This is a genomic window from Bartonella numerosa, assembly GCF_037070845.1.
In the GTDB taxonomy this organism is placed as follows: domain Bacteria; phylum Pseudomonadota; class Alphaproteobacteria; order Rhizobiales; family Rhizobiaceae; genus Bartonella.
Window position 1 is genome coordinate 59,117 of sequence record NZ_JAYMZI010000002.1, and the last position, 23,386, is coordinate 82,502.

At 41.5% G+C, this 23,386-nt stretch carries 18 protein-coding genes and 1 pseudogene; 7 read left to right on the top strand and 12 right to left on the bottom strand.

The annotated features are described in order from the left end of the window. Positions 1-9: 9 nt before the first annotated feature. The 6 genes and pseudogenes from pth to lgt all read right to left on the bottom strand — a co-directional run bounded on the left by pth (position 10) and on the right by lgt (position 7,187). The gene (gene pth / locus WCP75_RS01500; RefSeq protein ID WP_336276584.1) at positions 10-597 is read right to left on the bottom strand and encodes an aminoacyl-tRNA hydrolase; all 588 of its coding nucleotides are present in this window, start codon (positions 595-597) and stop codon (positions 10-12) included. A gap of 77 nt (positions 598-674) precedes the next feature. Beyond that, on the bottom strand, positions 675-1,301 hold the full coding sequence (locus WCP75_RS01505; protein WP_336276496.1) for a 50S ribosomal protein L25/general stress protein Ctc: 627 nt from the start codon (positions 1,299-1,301) through the stop codon (positions 675-677). A gap of 1,793 nt (positions 1,302-3,094) precedes the next feature. Next, positions 3,095-4,027, bottom strand: a complete 933-nt coding sequence (locus tag WCP75_RS01510; protein WP_336276497.1) for a ribose-phosphate pyrophosphokinase — start codon at positions 4,025-4,027, stop codon at positions 3,095-3,097. Between the two features lie 380 nt (positions 4,028-4,407). After that, positions 4,408-5,190, bottom strand: coding sequence for a peptidoglycan editing factor PgeF (gene pgeF / locus WCP75_RS01515; protein ID WP_336276585.1), 783 nt, complete (start codon positions 5,188-5,190; stop codon positions 4,408-4,410). 57 nt (positions 5,191-5,247) lie between these two features. Then, positions 5,248-6,333 carry a class I SAM-dependent methyltransferase gene (locus WCP75_RS01520; RefSeq protein ID WP_336276498.1) on the bottom strand — a complete coding sequence of 362 codons (1,086 nt, stop codon included), beginning with the start codon at positions 6,331-6,333 and terminating at the stop codon, positions 5,248-5,250. Continuing rightward, positions 6,308-7,187, bottom strand: a pseudogene (lgt, locus tag WCP75_RS01525) (prolipoprotein diacylglyceryl transferase). The gene WCP75_RS01520 and the pseudogene lgt overlap by 26 nt, the downstream one beginning before the upstream one ends. Before the next feature lie 277 nt (positions 7,188-7,464). Here lgt and WCP75_RS01530 point away from each other — a divergent pair. The 3 genes from WCP75_RS01530 (at position 7,465) to WCP75_RS01540 (ending at position 10,791) form a co-directional block, all read left to right on the top strand. Further along, entirely contained in the window at positions 7,465-7,743 is a 279-nt protein-coding gene (locus tag WCP75_RS01530) for an accessory factor UbiK family protein (RefSeq protein ID WP_336276500.1), read from the top strand. Positions 7,744-8,105: 362 nt separating this feature from the next. After that, positions 8,106-8,606 (top strand): type III secretion system chaperone family protein, encoded by a 501-nt coding sequence (locus WCP75_RS01535; protein WP_336276501.1) that lies wholly within the window; start codon positions 8,106-8,108, stop codon positions 8,604-8,606. A gap of 1,513 nt (positions 8,607-10,119) precedes the next feature. Then, on the top strand, positions 10,120-10,791 hold the full coding sequence (locus WCP75_RS01540; protein WP_336276502.1) for an MBL fold metallo-hydrolase: 672 nt from the start codon (positions 10,120-10,122) through the stop codon (positions 10,789-10,791). A 56-nt stretch (positions 10,792-10,847) separates the two neighbouring features. Here WCP75_RS01540 and WCP75_RS01545 read toward each other — a convergent pair whose 3' ends face one another. The 3 genes from WCP75_RS01545 to WCP75_RS01555 all read right to left on the bottom strand — a co-directional run bounded on the left by WCP75_RS01545 (position 10,848) and on the right by WCP75_RS01555 (position 14,422). Next, positions 10,848-11,441, bottom strand: a complete 594-nt coding sequence (locus tag WCP75_RS01545; RefSeq protein ID WP_336276503.1) for a BA14K family protein — start codon at positions 11,439-11,441, stop codon at positions 10,848-10,850. 436 nt (positions 11,442-11,877) lie between these two features. After that, on the bottom strand, positions 11,878-14,025 hold the full coding sequence (uvrB, locus tag WCP75_RS01550) for an excinuclease ABC subunit UvrB (protein WP_336276504.1): 2,148 nt from the start codon (positions 14,023-14,025) through the stop codon (positions 11,878-11,880). A gap of 181 nt (positions 14,026-14,206) precedes the next feature. After that, entirely contained in the window at positions 14,207-14,422 is a 216-nt protein-coding gene (locus WCP75_RS01555) for an SH3 domain-containing protein (protein WP_336276505.1), read from the bottom strand. Between the two features lie 447 nt (positions 14,423-14,869). Between WCP75_RS01555 and greA the strand changes: the two genes are divergently transcribed. Then, complete coding sequence (greA, locus tag WCP75_RS01560) at positions 14,870-15,343, top strand: transcription elongation factor GreA (protein ID WP_336276506.1); 474 nt, start codon at positions 14,870-14,872, stop codon at positions 15,341-15,343. 59 nt (positions 15,344-15,402) lie between these two features. Continuing rightward, entirely contained in the window at positions 15,403-16,455 is a 1,053-nt protein-coding gene (locus tag WCP75_RS01565) for a glycosyltransferase family 4 protein (RefSeq protein WP_336276507.1), read from the top strand. 619 nt (positions 16,456-17,074) lie between these two features. On the opposite strand, the gene WCP75_RS01570 is transcribed toward WCP75_RS01565, so the two are convergent. Then, the gene (locus tag WCP75_RS01570) at positions 17,075-18,463 is read right to left on the bottom strand and encodes a TrkH family potassium uptake protein (protein WP_336276586.1); all 1,389 of its coding nucleotides are present in this window, start codon (positions 18,461-18,463) and stop codon (positions 17,075-17,077) included. A gap of 315 nt (positions 18,464-18,778) precedes the next feature. Here WCP75_RS01570 and trxB point away from each other — a divergent pair, with 315 nt between their 5' ends. Continuing rightward, positions 18,779-19,732, top strand: a complete 954-nt coding sequence (trxB, locus tag WCP75_RS01575) for a thioredoxin-disulfide reductase (protein ID WP_336276508.1) — start codon at positions 18,779-18,781, stop codon at positions 19,730-19,732. A gap of 53 nt (positions 19,733-19,785) precedes the next feature. Beyond that, positions 19,786-20,688, top strand: a complete 903-nt coding sequence (locus WCP75_RS01580) for a LysR family transcriptional regulator (protein WP_336276587.1) — start codon at positions 19,786-19,788, stop codon at positions 20,686-20,688. 734 nt (positions 20,689-21,422) lie between these two features. Here the strand turns inward: WCP75_RS01580 and WCP75_RS01585 are convergent. Next, a complete protein-coding gene (locus tag WCP75_RS01585; RefSeq protein ID WP_336276509.1) occupies positions 21,423-22,625 on the bottom strand; it encodes a pyridoxal phosphate-dependent aminotransferase in 1,203 nt (400 codons plus the stop codon). 364 nt (positions 22,626-22,989) lie between these two features. Continuing rightward, entirely contained in the window at positions 22,990-23,199 is a 210-nt protein-coding gene (locus tag WCP75_RS01590; protein WP_336276510.1) for a cold-shock protein, read from the bottom strand. Positions 23,200-23,386: the final 187 nt, after the last annotated feature.

Sequence of the window (23,386 nt, forward strand, 5' to 3'; positions counted from 1 at the left end):
ATAGAAAAATTACTTTCCAGCGGGTTGTTTGCTGTTCATTTCTTGCGAGACATTACTTGCAAAAAGACTGCCGTTTCCATCTATTAAGAAGGTGATATTTTTTGCAATCACATCTAATAAAGGGAGCAACCATTCGCGGTCGGACTTTGTAAAATCTCCCATAACATGCTGATGGACAAGCTCTCTAGAACCAGGATGCCCGATCCCCAGTCGTACACGACAATAGTCGGTGCCGCAGTGAGAATCGATCGACTTTATACCATTATGTCCGTTACTTCCTCCACCGATTTTTACGCGCACCCTTCCTGGTTGTAAACCGAGCTCATCGTGGATGACAATTAATTTTTTAGACACTAATTTATGAAACCGCAAAACCTCTCCGATAGCCTGACCGGATGAATTCATGAAAGTCTGAGGCTTTATAAGAAGAATCTTTTCACTATTTACGCAACCACTAGAGACTTCGGATTGAAATTTTTTCGACCATGGAGAGAAAGAAAAAAACTGGCAAACAGCATCGACCGCCATGAAACCAATATTATGACGATTATCCTGGTAATGCGGACCAGGATTACCAAGACCAGCAACAAGCCACATACGCCCTTTCACCACACATTACGGGTCAGACTAACACCAAACAAGGATGCAAACTTCCCTCCAACGTTTAAAGTCCATCAAGCTTTTTCGCTACTCTCGCCGTTTTCCTGCTCTAAACTATCATCGCTGATCTCTGTATCAGCGGGAGCTGCTATGGTTGCAATGGTGAAATCTCTATCTTGAATCACTGGTGAAACACCTTCTGGCAATTGCACCGCTGAAATATGAATAGAATCACCAATGGAGTAGCCAGAAAGGTCAACTTCAATCATCTGAGGGATAGCATTCGCGGGGGCCATGCACTCGATTTCGTGGCGAACAATATTCAAAATGCCCCCACGCTTAATGCCAGGCGCAGCATCCTCATTGAGGAAACGCACGGGAATGCTCACTTCCACAACGGATTTCGCCGAAATCCGTAAAAAATCTACGTGCACGGGAAAGTCACGAACTGGATCAAGTTGGTAGTCTTTTGCTAAAACCTGGATTCTTTTTTGACCAACGACAACCGTAGCAGTAGTCGTACGAAAACCACCAGCATGAATCTTATAAAAAACTTCTTTATAGGGGACTGCTATTGCTAAAGGAGGCTGTTTGTCACCGTAGATGACTGCTGGAATGAATCCGTTGCGGCGTAGTTCACGGGAGGACCCCTTACCAACTCGCTCGCGCATCTCGGCCTTAAGAGTGTAGCTTTTACTCATAATTCAAGTCCTCTTACATGATAAGATATTCACCAAAAACCGACAAGGGCCTTTGCACGAATACAAAGATATACGCCGTACTAAGTAGCGACCGCTCCATTCCACGTTGCCTCCAAAGGTGTCCACGCGGAAGCCCACTCTATAGTTCAAATCTTTTAAAGATTCAAGAGTTGTGAAAAAAATTCACGATCTCCATCCTTAAAGGAGGAGGAATGTTGCAAATATTGTGCAAATTAGAAAATCAAATAAGTGCTACCCCGTATATTTATAACCAGGTAGCGGAAGCTGTTATAAAGATTGGGATCAGTTTTTAGGAAAGGCATCGGAATCTAGAGCCCTACACAAAATTATTATTAGCACTCGTTTATCGCGAAAAATTACCGGCGATGTAGATTCTGGTGTAGGGCGGTTTGGGCTTAGGAAAATGATGTTTTCTCGCGCCTATTCTCGAATAAAGTGCTTAACGGGATGCAGGTGCATTGTGGCTTGATGACTCAGACAGAAGATGATTTTGCAATTTTATTAGATGAATTTTGCTGTATCATTTTTGTGAAAGAGTGTAGCAGATGATAACTAGCAGTGCCATTTATTAAGCTTTCTGGCATTGAGGTTCATGCGATGATTTAATCTCAAAGGTTTGATAATGAATAATAGACGTACGCTACTGGTGCTTTTTTGCTATATCATTTTGTACGGAATACGATTATTGCTAGTTCATTCCTGTTATGGCTTATGGTGTGGAAATTATTAAGAACTCGGTTGCAGTGGGAAGAGTTTCGGATGAAGTATACAAATTATGCTCAATGTAGGAAATGATCATGCGTAATAGAGATGCAAGAACGATTTTACCGGTGTCGCCATTGCATAGCATTTGGTTAAGTTTGCAACGAATATTTTGTTTATTCCTTAATTTTTTGGTAAAATAACTTCTTTGGGGTGTTTATATGATTGACACGTGCCGAAGATATCCAAGAAACAGAGAGCTAACAAGGAAAGTTTTTAAAGTATCTTACGTGGCCGTTTCACGGCTTTACAACCTGCTTTGCTGAAGTCTTCATTGCTCGTAGTTGCTGGACTTTTTGAGGTGTTACCGCTGTTTTGCTGCTAAATTAATGCCCTTTATTGCGGAAAAAGATAATCTGGGATAGTAGGCCTTCATGGCTTTATAAGGAAAACATGTTAATTCTACTTAAACATTCATGTAAGTAAAAAGAAATGATCCGTAAGATGTGAGAGAAGCCACATATAAAACAAGACTTCTTGTAGGGAAGATCGGACTGAATTTCCGGTTTTTTTTGTGTGTTGTCCGTGACGCTCAGATAGAGTTGCGTTATTCGTGTATTTATGGACGCCCCGAAACAGCCTATCCATTCAATGGCGGTATTTACCAGAGTCTTGATTTATTATCGTTGCCGTATTTGCAGTATTTTTTTTAAGAGTGACTACCAATTTTTTTCAATTTCGATGCAAACTGATTATCGCTCTGACTATTTTTTATGAAGGAATCTCTAGGAAAAAAAACACTAGAATCCCATTTTTTATACCGAAAAGCTTAGAAGATACACTCCAAGGCGCCCTTCGGAAGACAAGGAGACTACATTGATTAGAAAATCACATTTGCCACGCGGTTGCTAGCTAACACGTCTTCATGGAAAACGTCTCTGGAGCCGTATTCGCTGATTTTTAGTTTACTTCGAACAGCTCAAATTCACTTGTATCCGTACGTCGTCTAATGTCGAGATTTCTTCTGACAAACGTCAACAAACAGCCTCAGGACACCCAAAAGCTCTCATTTAATTAAATAAACTTGAGACAGATCGCTCTGACGCTGTTCTTGCAATTGCTTCTCCAATCAAGTCGGCAATCGGCAAAACACGAATATTTTGTGCATCCTCAATCGCTGCAGTAGGCATGATCGAATCAGTAATGACCAACTCTTTCAATTCTGAACACCTAATACGTTCGATAGCATCTCCAGAAAGAACACCGTGTGTGGTATAAGCTGTAACGCTATTTGCACCATGTTTAAGCAGAGCGCTGGCCGCGTTGCACAAGGTTCCACCTGAATCAACAATATCATCGAGCAAAAGACAGTTTTTTTCAGATACATCTCCAATGATATTCATAACTTCTGACTCCCCCGGACGTTCACGACGCTTATCAACAATGGCCAACAAACTGTCCAAGCGTTTCGCCAGAGCACGTGCACGCACCACACCACCTACATCAGGTGAAACAACGATAACATTTTCAAGGGAGTAATGTGCTTTGACATCACGAGAAATACTCGGGATAGCATAAAGGTTATCTGTTGGAATATCGAAAAAACCTTGAATTTGTCCTGCATGAAGATCCAATGTTAAAACGCGATTAGCTCCCGCTTTGGTAATCAAATTAGCAACAAGCTTGGCGGAAATTGGAGTGCGTGGTCCGGGCTTTCGATCTTGGCGAGCGTAACCAAAATAAGGAATAACAGCTGTGATACGGCGCGCCGAGGAACGGTGGAGAGCATCAATCATGATAAGCAACTCCATCAAATGGTCATTTGCAGGGTAAGATGAAGATTGTAAAACAAACACATCCTGTCCCCGAACATTCTCATGTAATTCTACGAAAATCTCCTGATCTGCAAACCGTTTCACAGTTGCCTTGCCCAAGGGAATACTTAAATACTTTGCAACATCTTCGGCGAGGCGTGGATTGGAATTTCCGCAAAAAAGTTTCATGATAGAACCTCTGAAGAATCTCGAAAAATCTTTAAGTACGACACAAAAATACAACACAGCTTTTAACTTTTTATTATGAAATTGCAAGAAGACAATCACAAGAAAGTTATAATTTTATTCACTTGTCGTTAAAGAGGGACACGTAACCTCACCTATTATCCTTAGAAAAGTTTTTTCTGGTGGAAGTACATATTGATTAAAAGTTTTTGCAATTATTTTATGAGGGAGGTTTTAACATTAATGGCATTTACGTTTAGAAAAATGATAGAAAGTACCTGATCACGAACCATTATGACTAAATATCAAGAATGATAACAAACAAAACACCCCCCCACAGTCACATAAACGACAAATGGTTTTATAAAGAACAATAATTAGACTTATTCTTTCAACATGATAGCGGATATCTGCCGCCCGTAATCAGGTTCTTTACGGTGTAATGCACGGCGATAAGAGAAAAACTGCTGTTCGTCTTTGTAAGTACAAAGCTCCAGGCAAGACGCTTTGACTTGTTCTTCTGTTAATTTGTCAGTAATAAATGCCCATAGATTAAAGTTAAAACAATTTGTTTTATTTGTTTTTAAAAAATATTTTTCAAATCTATCATTTAAATCAATAAATCGATCATAAAATTCACTTGTTACTTCATAGTGGCAAGGTCCAATGCAAGGCCCAAGAATTGCTGTTATGGATTGTCGCTTGGCACCTTGTTGCTCCATAACAGAAATCGTTTTCTCTAAAATTCCATTCAGGCTTCCCCGCCAGCCAGCGTGCGCAACAGCAACGACAGCGGCTTGCGGATCAAAAAAGAGAACCGGTCCGCAATCAGCTGTAAGAACGCCAATAGCCAAATTTTTTTTTGTTGTAACGATAGCATCAGCTTTCAGAGGGGCGCCGATAAAAGCTTGATCGACAACAACGACTTCACAGGAGTGTGTTTGGTCTACGGTGACCAAATTTTGCACTTCAATACCAAAGTAACGGGCGATTAAAGTACGATTTTTGGCAACACGTTTGGAGTAATCATCCGAGACTTTTTCCGCATCAATGTTATCATAAATGCTTTTTGAAACACCACTTTGACGTGTAAAAAAACCATATTTTATACCGTCCGTGTATAAACCGGACGAGTCTTTTGCAAGGATAACGGGGATAGGATTCATAACAAACCGCTCACGATCGTAGACAAATGTCAATAATTCAAGTGTATGCCATCGTTTTTAATCGAAATTGGGAGGCAATGGTATATTTTTATCGCTCATATGCAAAACTTTGAACAGTTTTCCCATTTGGTCTGGGCCAGCTAATCGTTCAATATCTTGGCATATTTTGCTTTGCAATATAGCGTCTTTTTTTGTTCCAAGCTGTTTGGCACGTTCTAGAAGACCCATCTTAAAGAGAAAATCTCCTTGTTCAAAGATTTCAGCAAAACAGCCTTCCTCGAGGGCTATCATCTTTAGAAAGGAAAAATCAACATGTGATGTTAAATCATGTTCGCCGGGGGCGTCGAAAATATCGCGAAATTTATGCTTTGAGATAGCTTGAAGTGTATTACCAAACGCAAGATGAGAAGCACCATAATCGATGAGCAAAGCGGAACCTTTTGTTTGCATTAAGCGGTTACTGATTTTTTGTATCAATTGGTAACGTAAGGGGGCGTGTTCAAAGATCGTTCCGTTAGGTATTTGAGAATCGTGAGGCTGTATACACGGAGAAGGATATTTACGTTGTCCAGAAATAAAAATGAAATTTCCATCTTCGTTAATCGCGATACGGCGTTCTCTCCACTCTCCATTAAGTTTAACATACTGATTGATGGGAAGTGTATCGAGGAATTCATTAGCAACTAAAAAAAGGTGCCCTGGGGGAATTTGATCAAAACTCTCCACGCTATGGATTTGCTTTTGGTAAAATGAGAGGCGCTTTTTTTGTTCCTTTTTGAGACGTTCATTTATCTCAATGAGAAAAACTTCCATAGTATCGAATGCCGTGCTACACAATTTTTTAACGGTGCGTAAAATATCATCCATGAGAGTTCCGCGTCCAGGACCCAATTCGGCTAGAATGAAGGGGCGAGGGCAATTATGAGCTTTCCAGCTTGCAAGAACCCAAATACCGATCATCTCCCCGAACAATTGGCTTATTTCAGGGGCTGTAATAAAATCACCAGAACGCCCGAAGGGGGCTCGTGTTTGTTGATAATAACCAAATTGAGGATCGGTAAGTGCTAACGCCATATACTGGCCGACAGTGATTGGTCCATTTAGGGTAATAATCTTCTTAATTTTTTCTTTGAGGGTGTTCATTATTTTAGAGATTGCTGTCTAAAGGCTTTAAAAATCAGATAAATACCCAAAAAGAACATAGGCAAAGATAAAGCCATACCATAAGTAAACCCAGTAGAATGAAAAAGGGAAGAAAACCATTTTGGGTCCTCTTGAGGGGCGCGGAAAAGTTCTGAAACGCTACGTGCTATTGCATAGCTTATGGTAAATATTCCCGCTACGGCCCCAGGGCGTTTTAGCGCTTTAAAGGTAAAAATAAGGAGGAACAAGATGACAAAAAGGAGAAAACCTTCCGTAAACGCTTCATACAGCTGACTTGGATGGCGTGGCAGATATTGGGGATCTTGAGAAAAACAAACAGCCCAAGGTACACCGGCGACATTGCCCCATAATTCCTGATTAATAAAATTGCATATTCGCACGATGCCGATACCAATAGGCGCACCCGCGGCAATTATATCAAACATTGCTAGCATTTTGATATTATTTTTACGAGAAAATACAATCATTGCAACGATGATACCAGCAAGCCCGCCGTGAAAAGACATCCCCCCATTCCATACGGCGATGATGGAACTTGGATGACTGAAGTAGTAAGCCGGATTCCATACGAGAACTTGCCCGAGGCGACCGCCGACGACGATACTAATGACAGACCAGATAACAAAATCTTCTATCTTTTCCTTCTTCATCGGTGGATGGCCAGCGTACCAAAGGGACGGCCTTTTTAGCAATTTTTGCGCATACCACCAAGAAAAAAGGATGCCGACTACGTAACCAAGTCCGTACCAATGAAGAGATACAGGACCCAAATGGACAATTACAGGGTTCAAGAAAGAGGGAAAAGCAATAGCAGAACAAAAAGGATTATCCATGAGTAAGCGCTCTACGTTTATAGGTTATATGATGGCTAGGAATGGCAGATGAACGCGTAATGGTCAAGCCAGGAAAGTAGTGGCAAAGTTTTCATTCTTTACAGGCACATAAATTTATGATGGTAAAAGGAATGTAGAAAAAAGCACGAAAAAAATTTGTGTAACGAACACAAAACCCATTCAAGTGCACAGGAACAAATACGATGTTATCCTGTTATAGGGTGCTTTATATATTATACAATGTACACGTCAATAGTCAAAATTGAAGGAAAACCACATGCGTAATGGATCAAATCGTATACTCGATGAATTAGCTAAATTGGCAACAGACGCCGCCGATGTTGCACAAGGTGTACGGCGCGAAGCGGGAACAGCTTTTCTTTTGCAAGCTGAAAAGGTTGCAAATAAGCTCAATCTTGTTTCACGCGAAGAATTTGAAGCTTTTAGGGAGATTGTGCTGAAAGTTCATGCTGATAATCTTGATTTGAAAAGGCGTCTTAATGACTTAGAAAAGACGCAAATAGGAGAAAATGAGACCGTTCCTGAAAAAAAATAACAGACTCAGGAAAAATATCCCCAATTTTTCAATGCAGCGCTTAAAAATAAAAAATGCTTAATCTTGAATCTGTTAGAGCGGATTATCTACTTGTTCCTGAGCTTGTTTTTCGTAAAAAAGCATTTTTTTAAATCAGGGGACTGGCACTATAGGATTGGATCAATACACTGAAGAAGCTTGATGATTCGTTTTAATCATCGAGTTTGTTACCGAAGGGGCGTTTTCGTTTTCTGGTATTGTGTGTTGTCTGTATTTTGGATGTATGTTTGTGTGGAGTAAAGGCTGCCATTGTAGAAAAATACTGCAGTCTCGGTGTATTGAGTTCTTTTTATAATGTTGTTCATATTTGTTGAGGATTAGTGATGAGGCTTGCATTTTGCGCCACAGAAAGAGAAGAGCACCCTGTTGATTTTATAGAACAGATTGCCCATAAGTACGATTGGTCTTTTGAGCGAAATGTAGAAGATGAAATTAATGTTTGTGTAGAAGGGGCGCAGACAGATTACCGTGTTGCTTTTTCATGGGTAGAAGAGCAGGAGGCCCTTCATTTAGCCTGCGCGTTTGACCTATTCATTGACAATGCTCGAACATCTGAAATGCACCGCTTGTTGTTGGCAATTAATGAAAAATTGTTGCTGGGGCATTTTGATTATTGGAAAGGAGACAATTCAGTGATTTATCGGCAGGGTCTTCTTTTAGCTGGCGGGGTACATCCATCACACATACAGGTTGAAACGCTGTTGGTACATGCTCTCAAAGTTTGTGAAAGCCATTATGCTGCGTTTAAGATGGTTGCCTGGGCAGGGGAAAGTGCCTACAAGGCGTTGCAGTATACTTTATTTGAGACTGCGGGAAATGCGTAAGTGTCTTGAACGAGTTTGCTTCGTGGTTTTTTTGTGACCACTTTGCATACATAGTGGGTTTCGCCCGTGGTAGTGAGCTTTTTTTGTAGACTATCTCGCAATTAGGAACTGCTCCTCCAGTCGTGCGCTGCGGTTCAGCGAGCAAAAAGGGTAAAACCTATTCCACCGACATCTTGATTTCGCTTTCATTAAATTTGGAAAATAGTTTAAAGATTTCTGTGGCAATATTCTTATTGAATTCTTTTGACCAAGTCTGTTGGCTATCGCAAAAGATTTTCTCTGAAAAGTAGCTGCCTGTTCGGTGGTGTTGGCACGACACAGTGTGTTTGACACGATGTTATCGGTTGGGGGTGGGGCGTGCGTGCATTTTCATAAAATTTTTTATGATGCAAACAATCGACATTTGTGGATATACAGCATCGAACAGAAGTATTTGTGTAAGAACATTTAATTCAAGATTTGTGTTTGTTCATTGTCTTCGCTGCACACAAAAGAAAAATGATTTTTCTTTACGGAGCACTTTGTATATTGCTGGGATTTTGTTCAAGCAGGTTCGTATAAAGTTAATGTCTGAAAAAGTTTATCGCAGTTTAAAGCGCATGAATATGGTTCCTAAGCCACTGATCTGCTTTTGTTGTGCGTTGGTTAGTGTTCGATATATTTACACGTGCGCAAAAAATCCCAGGGGAATGCATTTTATTAGCTTATTAGCGCTTTGTGGTTGAGGTGCTGTTTGTAAAAAACGGTTCCGATCAAAGCTTTCATTTTCTCCGGTCCGCTGTTAAACGAGTCCAGTTTCGTTGTGAGAAAGTGGAAAGCAAATTGCTATTACCACTAGGCTGAAGGTTATATTTATTAATCTTACTCGCGAAATATCAGCATTCGAAGTATGTGGATGGCTACATGTAGAGAGGATGTACGGAGATTCTGTGAGCGACACGGAGATAAATGTGAAAAAGACAAAAACTACCCATTAATCTAGGAGAGACAGCTGTATTTTGCTGGTAATTTCTTCACATAAAAAATGTTTTAGTTTTAGAGAAGTGGAGCTTACAAAGCGGTTATTTCCTGTTTCGTAATTCACGAATGAAATCACTTTCTCCTGAAAAAGCTGTGATTAACATGAAAGGATGGGAGGGGTATTTGTTTAATACAGTATTTGGCGAGATCGGTACCATTTTCTCAAGGAAGTCATTACGTCTATTATAAAAAAATCAAAATTCAGGATCGGATAATTTCCATTTCTTCCCATCGCTGTCGAAGAAAACCAAAACAGAAAATCGCTGATATTGGCGTGGTGGTTGATAATAAGGAGGTAGAGTGTTTCTCCATGTGCAACATCGATTTGAAAGGCTGTTCTCCAAAATCTTTATAAAATTTAATTTACACAAAATTCAATTTTACATAAACATGAATTGTAATAGGGCTGTTGAGCAGGATATTTTACCTGTTAAGGTGCAGGGGCCGTGCGTTTGTATGATTGGAAGTACTTAATTTACAAAAGGATACAACGATGAATCTCAGTGCGCATATCATTCCAGTCACACCTTTTCAGCAAAACTGTACTTTGCTTTTTGATAGTGTGCAGAAGACGGGTGTTTTAGTTGATCCTGGAGGTGATTGGCACCGCATTCAGGAAGTGATCAAAAAAATTGGTATTACGGTGGAGGCTATTTGGGTAACGCATGGTCATGTTGATCATGTGGGAGCGGCGATGCAAGCTAAAGAGGCGCTTAATGTTAAAATTGTCGGTTCGCATTGTGATGATGAGCCCGTAATGAATACTGTGGAAGAAAGTGCTAGGGGCTACGGCATCACCGGAGCACGCGTTTGCGTTCCCGACCACTGGTTGGAGGATGGTGATAGCGTTAATTTTGCCGGGCATGTATTTGATGTTTTCCATACACCTGGCCATTCCCCTGGCCACGTCATCTACTTCAATAAAAAAGAACGTTTTGCTCTGTTAGGAGATGTACTTTTTCGTGGTTCTGTTGGGCGTACGGATTTTCCTTTTTGTTCGCACGAAAAATTGATGAAATCCATCGAGGAAAAGGTACTGCCTTTGGGTGATGATACCCGGTTCATTTGCGGTCACGGCCCGGGCAGCTTTATAGGATATGAGCGCCGGTGGAATCCTTTCCTGCGAGAGATTAATGAACGGACACACACAAAAAAATCGCCTTGAGGCGATTTTTTGTCGTCCAAAGTTCCTGAAATGCCTTTAACAGGTTAGATTAGAAGTTATTGGGGCATAACGGGGGCATAACAAAAGTGGTCTTTTCCGTCACGTCCTTTAAAAGTTCCCGTCTCTGGGTTGAACGAACGATACTTCTCTTTACAATATTGAAGCCAGCCAGATGCTAGCGGTTGTTGCACAGTTTGATACACTATTGATGGCGGTGCTTGATAAATGATTGTTGGTTGTGGAGACACCTGATAAACCACTTTTGGTTGCTCATTCTTTTTCAAAGCATTCCCGAGGAGCGCACCTGCAGCAAGACCCAGAATCCCTGCCGCTAAAGTATCCCCGGAGTCATTACGAGTCGTGTAATAATTGTGTATATATTTGCGATTTACGTGCCCATGATGCTCTGTATGAGCATAAGAATGAGTTTTTTGTTCACGGTGCACACTGTGCTGTTCACGCCTAATATGGGTTTGCGTTTGTATCGGGTGAGTATAATCGAACCCAGGGTAGGAAGGACTGATTATTGTCGTCCTTGTAAAACGCTCGTCAAAAATCGACTTTGTACCTGCGAAAACCGCCCCCAGTGGCGCCAGAACAGCCGCAGCCGATACCACCGACAACACTGCTAACTTGGTAAACTTCTCCATAGCAACACTCCTTTTATAAATCGTACGCCTGCATCCTACATGTACCAAACTGAACACAGTCTGAACAATTTTTGATTTTATTTAGGCATAACGAATAAAAAGCGTTTTGGTTTAGCTGAGCTACGAAATTATGAAACAAAACCACAAAACCTACGCGGGACAAGCGTCCCTACGCACCACCGCCAATCCTACCGAAATCTTCAAAGGAGTCAAGATTTATTCACACATATTGAGATGTTAAGATTGTTCATTAAGGGAGTTTTTCCGGACCTTGCTAGTAGGCCCCTGTGTGTGGCGGTATTTTTCTAGAATTTTTTGTGTCAACAAACTCTCCAAACCCTATCCAAAACACTTAATCTGCAACCTACTGTTCGCTCAGTACTTAACTCAGTAGTATCAGTAAAGAAGATGAGCTACACCATGGATATCAAAAAAGTTATTCATCATGGTGGGTCGATGCATTCTCGATAATCGTTAATTCTACTTTTTTCAATTTCTTGACTTCGTCACGAAGCCGTGCTGCTTCTTCGAAATTAAGATCTGCCGCCGCTTCACGCATTAATTTTTCAAGACGTTGAATGTGGGACGTTAAATTATTGCCGGTAATATTATTTTGCTTAACAAAATTCGGGATATCTGTGTGAACACAGTTGTCATCATATTCTGTACTGAGAATATCGCTGATACTTTTTTTGATACTTGTTGGCGTAATATTATGCTTTTTATTGTAGGCTATTTGTTTCTGCCGCCGTCTTTGTGTTTCTTGTAAAGCTCGTTCTATAGAGCCAGTAATTGTATCCGCGTAAAGAATAACTCGACCATCTGCGTTGCGTGCGGCTCGTCCGATCGTTTGCACGAGAGAAGTTTCAGAGCGTAAAAAACCCTCCTTGTCTGCGTCTAGAATAGCAACAAGACCACATTCCGGAATATCCAAACCTTCTCGTAGCAAATTGATACCAATTAAGACATCAAAGGCACCAAGGCGCAGATCACGAAGAATTTCAATACGCTCTAATGTGCTGATATCAGAATGCATATAACGTACTAGAATACCTTGTTCGTGTAGATATTCAGTCAAATCTTCAGCCATGCGCTTGGTTAAAACAGTCACCAATGTACGATGACCTTTTTGAGTTGTTTTGTGAATTTCGCTTAAAACGTCGTCAACTTGCGCGCTAGCTGGACGAACTTCTGTTGGTGGGTCAATAAGTCCTGTTGGGCGAATAATTTGTTCAGCAAAAATACCGTGGGATTGTTCTATTTCCCAGCGCCCTGGCGTTGCAGAGACAGCAATGGTTTGCGGGCGCATAGCATCCCATTCTTCAAAGCGTAGAGGGCGGTTATCCATACAAGATGGCAGGCGAAACCCGTATTCTGCTAGAGTAGCTTTACGTCGAAAGTCGCCCCGATACATACCGCCAATTTGGGGAACAGTCACGTGACTTTCGTCGATAAAAACTAGGGTATTGTCCGGAATATACTCGAACAAAGTTGGCGGTGGCTCACCAGGTTTTCGTCCCGTCAGATAACGTGAGTAATTCTCAATTCCAGGACATGATCCTGTTGTTTCCAGCATTTCTAAATCAAAAATTGTCCGCTGTTCTAAACGTTGTGCCTCTAAAAGACGCCCAGCTGTATTCAATTCAGCGAGGCGTTGAGTCAGCTCTGTTCGAATTGATTTCATTGCCTGATTTAATGTTGGTCGCGGCGTTACGTAATGCGAATTGGCATAAATTTTAATGAATTCGAGATCGTTTGTTTTTTGTCCCGTCAGAGCATCAAACTCGGTAATTCTTTCTACTTCGTCGCCGAATAATGAAATACGCCAAGCACGATCTTCGAGGTGTGCAGGAAAAATTTCGATTACATCTCCCCGAACACGAAAAGAACCGCGGATAAAGTTTATGTCCTGTCGGTGATATTGCTGGGCAACCAAATCAAAAAGTAGTTTCTGTTGATCAACTCTATCTCCTTTTTTTATTTTTGAGGTCATGGTTGTATAGGTTTCCACCGAACCAATCCCATAGATGCAAGATACAGATGCAACAACAATAACATCATCATGTTCAAGAACAGCACGTGTTGCAGCGTGGCGCATACGATCAATTTGTTCATTTATAGAGGATTCTTTTTCGATATAAGTATCGGATCGTGCGACGTAGGCTTCTGGCTGGTAATAGTCATAATAAGAAACAAAGTATTCAACAGAGTTGTGCGGGAAAAAGCTTTTAAATTCTCCGTAAAGCTGCGCGGCTAGAGTTTTATTCGGTGCTAAAATTAGAGCCGGGCGTTGTGTTCTTTCGATTACTTTGGCCATTGTATAAGTTTTCCCAGAGCCTGTCACTCCTAACAGTACCTGAGTACGCTCATTTTTTTCAATTCCATCAACCAAAGTTTCAATTGCTTGAGGCTGATCCCCCGCAGGTTGGAAAGACGTTTCAAGTTGAAACGGAATCCCACCTTCAGATTTTTCAGGACGAATAGGACGATGAGGTGTCCATAATGCACCATTTTTAAAGAGAGGATTACCTGAGGCAATGAGTTCGGAAAGAGCCTCCACGGTTGCTGTGACTCCATTTTTCATTATCAGAAATCCCCTTATGTAAAATACTTGTGGCTCTAAAGAAATACTCAGTTTGCTTTAACAAAGGCAACAGAAAAATATTGCGTGATTTTTTAGTGTGCTAACTATGATGAAAAATTATGGTTGCCGGTGATTATCTGCATTGTCATGATGGTGCAATAGAAAGTCGATCGTAATTTCTTTATGGATACAAACGATAGTCGCAATCTGTATTTGAAAACATTGTGTATGCGTGATAAAGAGCAACCCCGTCTCTGAACGAGAGGTAACGAGACGAGATCCACCCTGTTTCGGCGTTATATTTGATACAACACCAATTTCTCTGACAAATGTGAACGAACACGGACCGCCCTTCGGGAATTACACTCCGAATCGGAAACTGCATATTTGGCCCCATTCTGAAATTAACATTGGCTGTAACAAAAACACCCACTGCTTCAACCGTCCTTGTGGACAGAAAAAGAAAAGAAGATATAAAAAAAATATTAATTTTCTCATTTTTTTCTGGATAGCTCTTTTAAAGATTTTTCACCCTTCTATTCTTATAAGTACTCCCCCGCTAGGGTATGATAAAATAGAAGGCAGTACAATCGTTTCTTCCGGATATATCCCTTGTTGCGGGTGCCTAGGGTCCCCGTCTGCTTTGGCGGCTTAAGTGCAGTTGGTAAGGTGTTCGTATTCTTTCTTTGATTATTTTTGTATGGAAAACAAGGATGCTGTACTATATAATGCCATGCTGTATAACGGGGGGGGAGAGTTTTCGGATTCCTAGAGCAGTGATCGGTTTTAGGAGCCACCTTTTGTGTTTTTATTGAACCTTCCACGTAACAGAAAGGGACGGATTATGGAAAAAGTTCCGATGACTACAGCTGGTTTTGAAAGTCTCAAAGAGGAGTTGCGTTGGCGCCAACAACAGGAACGTCCGCGGATTATAGAAGCGATTTCTGAAGCACGCGCGCACGGTGATCTTTCGGAAAATGCTGAATATCAAGCCGCTAAGGAGGCGCAAAGTCATAATGAGGGGCGTATAAATGAACTCGAAGATTATATTGCACGTGCGGAGGTCATTAATGTTTCGCGCCTCTCGGGTGATAGAATTAAATTCGGGGCAACTATAAAGCTTCTGGATGAGGATACTGAAGAAAAAAAAATTTACCAGATTGTCGGTGACCAAGAAGCGGATGTGAAAACCGGAAAAATTTCTATTTCTTCGCCTATTGCGCGTGCGCTCATTGGCAAACAGGAGGGTGATGTGATCGAAGTGAACGCACCAGGTGGCGCGCATAATTATGAAATTATTCAGGTCGAGTATATCTAACGGAAATGGTATACGGATCGGGTCTTTTACTCGAGAAATTTTGCTATCTTTGACATACTATGCGTGTATCCTTAAAAGAGACTGACGTTATTGCTCCTCACTTTAAGAGGCGTTTGTCGGGAGTGACGTCTACAATTATTCAGCTCGTTCCGCTGCAAAGAAAGCAGGGCGTGCGTATATCCGCTTTGGGTGTGGGGTTGCCAAAAGATTTGCCAGCCCTCACATTCAGGGATATTTTTTTGCTTTGGAAGAGTCCTACGGAAAAGCCGTTTCGTATCTGGCATGCACGGCGCAATATTGAGATGCTCTGTGGGGTTTTTTTGCGCGATGTTTTGAGAATGAGGATCAAACTCGTTTTCACGTCTGCATCTCAACGTCGCCATAAATTTTTCACTAGGTGGTTGCTTCGCCGTATGGATAAAGTTATTGCCACGAGTTCGTATACAGGGGCTTATCTAGAGGTGCCCCATCGCGTTATTATGCACGGAGTGGATATAGAGCGTTTTTCGCCACCAAAAACTATCGATGATCATTTTTCTTCGTCTGGATTCTCTGGAAAATATGCAGTGGGGTGTTTTGGGCGCGTGCGTTACTCTAAGGGTACAGATTTATTTGTGGATGCGATGGTGAAATTGCTACCATGCTACCCTGATTGGACCGCGATTATTGCCGGCCGAACCACGGCACAGCATCGTGGTTTTGAAAAAAAATTACGCCAAAAGATCGCTGAAGCTGGATTGTGTGATCGTATCATTTTTCTTGGTGAAATTTTGGATACGCCTTTATGGTATCGTCGTTTGTCGCTTTATGTGGCGCCTTCTCGCACAGAGGGTTTCGGTTTAACGCCGTTAGAAGCAATGGCGTCCCAAACTGCTGTGGTGGCAAGCGATGCCGGAATCTATAAAGAATTGGTGGTAGAAGGAACGGGAACGGTCGTTGAAGGAGGGAGTACACAGCTTTGGGCAACAGCAATCGAGCCTTATTTTTCTGATTTAGAGAAGACATTGATTGCGGGAAAGAGAGCTTTATCCCACGTTCGTGCACACTTTCCGTTGGAAAAGGAGGCGGCGGCGATTGGAGACGTATATGAAACGATATTTTCGAAACAATAGCTTAGATGTTGTCTAAAATTTGTTTCAAAAAAGAGCTTTTTTGTAATTTAAGTATAAGAAAAAAAATGGGTTGTTAAAGGTTCTTTGTAATAAAATGAAGGACGCGTTCTAAAAGGATCGTTGTGCCGTTTGCGGCACGGATAGGTTTGTCGTTTTCCTCTATTTTATCAGAAAATCCAGGGCTGATTTTTCAACGATTTTTCGTGAGTGGGTTATTCGTATTTTGTCCGGTGTTGCGAGCGGGGGTGTATTTGTTGCAATCATGCTGAAATTCGATATTAAGTCCACTACAGTTAAAAAGTTTTCTGTACCACAAGCCATTCAGCATTGTGGAACCGGGACATCTGTAAATACATTAAAGTGCTGTACAGATCCGCCTTTTAAATTCAATCAAGCTAGGCACTATAAGATTTATGACCTGTGTAATGACGGCTGAGAGGGTAATTTTCTGATAGAACATGTTTGCTTTAAATCTTTACACACCGATGTGTTCGTGATCGAGGTATTAGTCGGGGAGTGTGTGTACGCGAGCTTCATACTTCTTAAGTCATTTTGTTTAATTAGGAGCTTCCGAAGCCATTGGCACAATGCCTCGTTACTAAAATGGTACATATCAAAATTATTCGCGCCAAAAGGTGGGAATAAAGAGTACGAATATGGTTATAATTTCAAGGCGTCCCGCTAGCATCAAAAAGCTCAGAATCCACAAGGCGTTATCATTAACTGTGGAAAAATTACCAGCCGGGCCAATAATGTCCCCAAAACCCGGACCAATATTTGAAAGGGCAGTTAAGACACCTGTAAAGGCAGAAGTGAAATCGAGGCCAGTTGTAAGTAAGAGCGCTGTACCGATGATAAGGCAGAACACATAGAGACACACGAAAAATAACACACTCTTAGCAGCGTCGTTTGATATATTTGCGTGATCGTAGTGTGTCTTCACGATGACATTAGGCGAAAGGAGTTTTGTCATATTTGTTTGAGTGATACGCCAAAGGATGATGAGGCGATTGATTTTCATCCCGCCAGAAGTAGAGCCAGCGCATCCGCCTGTAAAAGAAACAATGAAGAAAATTCCGAGCGCAAAAGGTCCCCAAAGTTGGTAATCTTCAGCATTATAGCCAGTCGTGCTGATAATAGACGCGAGGTGGAAAATAACATCGAGGAAAATTCTGTGGAAAGTGCGATGATCATGAAATCGCATCCATGCTGCCAGTGCGAAGCTAAAAATGAAAACAATATTTAAAAAAACAATGACTTGTGGATCAATGAAGCGTTTGGAACGCCCAGGAAGTACTAATTTAACATAAAGCACAAAGGGTAAGGCAGAGAGCAACATGAAGGTTGTTGCAACAATCAAGATTGCTGGTTTATTAACAAAATGTCCGAAAGATGCATCATGGGTTGAAAAACCGGCTGTAGCGATCGTGCTCATCGCATGATTAATGGCGTCGAATAAAGTCATGCCAGAAGCAAAATAAGAAAGCGTGCAAGCAAACGTTAATCCAACATAAGCTATGATGATTCCATTGGCAATTTGGTTGATACGAGGTAGGATTTTTTCAGATTTATCCGATGATTCCATATGAAAAAGTTGAACTCCTCCGACGCGCAGTGAAGGCAAAAGCAACAAAGCTAAACCAACGAAGCCAATGCCTCCAATCCAACACATAATGGAACGCCATAATAAAATACTTCGTGATAAATCATCGAGACCGGTAACAACTGTGGAACCTGTGGTTGTGATTCCGGAGACAGATTCGAAAACTGATCCTGCCAAGGAAATGGGAAGAGAAGAAAGGTACAAAGGCAAAGCGCCCATGGCACTCCCTGTTAGCCAGAGACAAACAGTAAGCATGAAACCAAGCCGCGCTGAAAAACGGCAAGCGGCCCCTCTCGTTGCTAAAAGCACGAGAGTTGCTAACATAGTGACCATGATGCAAGAACAAAAGAAAGGCTCCCAGTCACGACTGCCGTCATGCAAATCGACACACGCCGGAAGGAGCATGGCCACCCCCATAATCAACGCAAAACGCGCGCAAACATTGACGATAAACTGAAAAATGATATCTTCCTACCTTCTTTTCATCGCAGCCATATATACACCAAAATACGGACCCCTCTATACAAGATGATACCCAATCCCTACATTAGTCAGGCGCGCTCTGATAAGTCAACAACCAACCTCTTAGCAAAAAGCGAAAAAAGCGCGTATACGCCGCGACTTAAGCGTAATTTTAAGCTGTTGAAAAATGTTTTTTTTAAGGCAGCATTTTATTATAACTTATAGAATGACTAAGGGATAAAAAATGAAAGGGATTCTATGGTGCAATCGCATACTCGCCTGCTTGTTCTTGGATCGGGACCTGCTGGATATACGGCCGCGATCTACGCAGCTAGGGCAATGCTTGAGCCTGTTTTAGTCACTGGATTACAACAGGGAGGACAGCTGATGATTACAACTGATGTTGAAAATTACCCAGGTTTCGTTGATCCAATCCAAGGACCGTGGCTGATGGAACAAATGGCAAAACAGGCCGAACGTATGGGTGCAAAAGTGACCAACGATGTTATCGTAAAAGTTGATTTATCAAAGCGTCCTTTTGTTTTGTACGGTGATTCAGGAGCACAGTATTCCTGTGACACGTTGATTATTGCGACTGGAGCGAAAGCGCGTTGGCTCGGCCTAAAAAGTGAACAGACATTTATAGGTAGTGGTGTTTCTGCTTGCGCCACGTGTGACGGTTTTTTTTATCGTGATAAAGATGTTCTTGTTGTGGGAGGCGGAAATACAGCTGTTGAAGAAGCCCTCTATTTATCGAATTTAGCCAAAACTGTCAGCGTAGTTCATCGGCGGGATCATTTTCGAGCGGAAAAAATTTTGCAAGATAGGTTACTTGCTTGTGACAATGTACGTGTTATCTGGAATCATACAGTGGAAGAAATTATTGGCTCACCAGCACAAACTCCAATGGGAGCCGTTGTAACGGGTGTGCACCTTAAGAATGTTGAGACAGGTCAGGAAATTAAGGTGGATGCAGAGGGGGTATTTATTGCCATCGGGCATGATCCTGCTGTTTCTCTATTTGAAGGACAAGTGAAACAGAAGGCAGGTGGGTATTTGTGGACAGCGCCAGATTCAACGGCAACGAGCGTGGCGGGTGTTTTTGCTGCGGGGGATGTTGCTGATGATACATTTCGCCAAGCTGTGACAGCAGCGGGGAGGGGATGTATGGCGGCGTTGGAGGCAGAGCGGTTTTTGGATTTTCAGGGATAAATATTCGAAAGCCAACGTTCATAGTAAGTAAAAATATTAAGGAAAAAATTGTTATGCCACCGTTGGATTGGGATAAGTTACGGATCTTTCACGCCGCAGCGGAAATGGGTTCTTTTACGCATGCGGCACAGAGGCTTCATTTATCTCAGTCAGCAATTTCACGTCAGGTCTCATCTTTAGAGCTGGATGTTGGCGTATCTCTGTTTCAGCGTCATGCGCGTGGTTTAACTTTGACAGAGCAGGGAGAAATTCTTTACCGTACAGCCTGTGATGTTTTGGTGAAGCTTGAGAGCGCGCGTTTGCAATTAAGTGATAGCTGTGAACGGCCAGCAGGCCGCTTGCGTATTACATCGACCTTCGGGATGGGGGAGGGGTGGCTCGTGGAGCTTATACCTGAATTCCTTAATCTCTACCCCGATATGCGTATCCAATTTTTGTTTAGCGATGAAGAACTTGATCTAGCAACACGTCACGCAGATTGTGCAATCCGCTTGCGTCAGCCTCAACAGCCTGATCTCATACAAAGAAAATTATTTACAGTTCATATGCATGTTTATGCTTCAACAAACTATATTGCAAGCTATGGTAAACCAGAAAAATTATCCGAGTTGGATGCGCATCGTATCATTTCGTTTGGTGAGCCTGTGCCAGCCTATTTATCTGGTTTAAATTGGTTAGAAAAGGTCGGGAGAAGTGACGGGTCCCCACGTACTCCGGTACTGCAAATTAATAATATAATTTCAATTAAGAACGCTCTCATACGAAATATTGGTATTGCCGTGCTTCCTGATTATATCGTGAATAATGATGAGCGCTTTGTGCGCCTTTTTCCCGATATGATTGATGTCCCTTCTTTTGATACCTTCTTTTGCTATCCCGATGCTTTAAAAAATTTGGCAAAACTGAACGCTTTTAGAGATTATATTTTTCTGAAAGCTCGCACGTGGACGTTTTAATGGGCGCGGTATGTTTAAGCTATGTTTTCACTGCATAGCAGATACGCGCAAGTGTTTGTTGTACTTTTCTACGTAAAGTGACATAAAACATCATCTCTTGATTATGTTGCCTCCCATTGCATTTTCTTGAGTGCTCCCTTATGAGAAAATATCGGATTGATTTTATCTCTGGGGATTTTCGGAATTTGCCGGACATTTTTTTGTCCGGCTTTTTTTGTTTTCGTAAGACGCTTGATTATATACACTGGAGACCGAAAAGGAGGATTTCCACGAATACTAAGATGAAACGAAGTACCTGGAAAGAGATATTGAGGCGCAAGAGATTCTAACAGAGGAAATACAGTGGAATAATGGGGAAATTTACAGACATAAATTCTCAAAATTGCAGATGAAACGAGCAGATTTTAAGCTTTATACTCACATTTAAGCTGCAGGAGCTCGTAAGGGATTATTACTTGATCACAAATCATGACAGCCAATGACGTCCTAACAGTACAAGAAAAAACAAAAAACCACACCATATTTCCCATACTTCTTCGGTTCGTTAATACCACAAAAAGCACGACGAAAAGGAACTACGAACCATCTCCATAAACCTTGCTGCTATACGGCCCTAATCATGCAAACTCCTCTGCAAAATCCAGATCATCTGCAACTGCTAAATCCTCCAAAAATACCGCGAAAACACACGCACCCGGCAGCACGCCTGTGTAATAACGATAACACTTTAAACTTCAGATTAAACTGCTGCAAAAACGTTGGATACGTAAGCAAGCCTCTTCAAGCAATTTTTCCGATGTTGCGTAAGATATACGGAACGCTGGTCCCAGCCCAAAAGCAGATCCATGAACGACAGCGACAGATTCTGCCTCCAAGAGGGCTAAAACAAAATCTTCATCGTTCGCAATGACTTTACCTCCAGGGGTCTTTTTTCCGATAAGTTGTGCACAAGAGGGATAAACATAAAAAGCACCTTCTGGTGTCGGACAATTAACACCAACAGCACAGTTCAACATAGAAACAACGAGATTTCGGCGCGTCTGAAAAACACTTTTATTTTGACTTATGAAATTTTGCGGACCACTGAGAGCTTCGACAGCTGCCCACTGAGAAATGGAACTTGTACCAGACGTTTGCTGTCCTTGAATGATATCCATGGCCTTAATTAATTTTTGTGGACCGCCTGCATAACCAATACGCCACCCCGTCATAGCATATGCCTTAGAGACCCCATTCATTGTCAGCGTGCGTTCATAAAGCGCTGGTTCTACCTGAGCTGGAGTGACAAAAGTAAAATCCTCATACGTTAGATGCTCATATATATCATCGGTAAGAACGTGCACGTGAGGATATTTAACTAAAACATCCGTTAGCTTTTTTAATTCACCATATGTATAAGCAGCACCCGAGGGATTTGAAGGAGAGTTAAAAATAAACCACTTAGTTTTATCAGTAATAGAAGATTCCAAATCTTGCGGTTGAAGTTTATAAGAAAATTCAGCTTTTGTCCCCACAAAGACGGGAACTCCCCCGTTGATTGCGACCATTTCTGGGTAGCTTACCCAATAAGGAGATGGAATGATGACTTCATCCCCTTTATTCAGAGTCGCCATCAAGGCATTAAAAAGAATCTGCTTTCCACCGGTTCCAACGATAACTTGTTCTGGTTCATAAATGAGGTCGTTTTCTCTTTTAAATTTTTCAGAAATTGCTTGACGCAATTCTGGGATCCCAGATATAGGCGTGTACTTCGTCTCTCCACGCCGAATTGCTTCAATGGCGGCATTTTTTATATTATCTGGTGTATCAAAATCAGGCTCCCCAGCACTCAAAGCAATAACATCGTGACCTAATGCCCTCAAACTTCTTGCTTTTTGGGAAACAGCGATTGTTGCAGAAGGTTTGATATAAGAGAGCCTATCGGCAATAAGGGCCATAACTTTAAATTCCTCACACAATGCAGGTAAATAACCGCTGATTCAAAAAGAATCGTATAAAAAATTGTATTCTATGCAACAAAAAATTATAAAAAAAGACCTTAGAAAGACTTCATTCAAGACAATAGATCCACACTCACGCTACCATACTTTTATAGGTTAGTTATTTTCATCGATCAAGAAAATTTAAAGAAAGGATCGAGAAGATTTGTGCCAATTCTCACGGAGTTTCCCGTATTCTATTACGTTAAAATGTGGCATTTTATGTTCAATAAAGCAGTTTTTTTGTTACGCAAAACAAAAAACCTCACTTTCATTAGTGAGGCTTCTAGTAACGAAATTAACTCGAATTATAGTTTAGACATTAGAGTGCTGCAAGGTTATCTGCGGCGAATTTTCCTGAACGGCGATCTTGAAGAACATCGTAAGAAACTTTTTGTCCTTCTTTGATATCTTTTAGACCAGAACGTTCAACGGCAGAAATATGCACAAATACGTCCGCTCCTCCGTCACTTGGTTGGATAAAACCAAAACCCTTTGTTGCATTGAACCACTTAATTGTTCCTGTAGACATAGGAAACTCCCTAGAATAATGATCTGCATACTTGCACAATAAAAAAAAGCTGAAAAACCATCAGCACAAACTTAAATCGAAATTAGGTGGAGAAAATCTCGTCGAAGACACACGCTGCACACAGCACGCCGCACAAGGAAGAAAGTTACATAACCGAAAATCCGACATGCGAAAGATAAAAATTTTT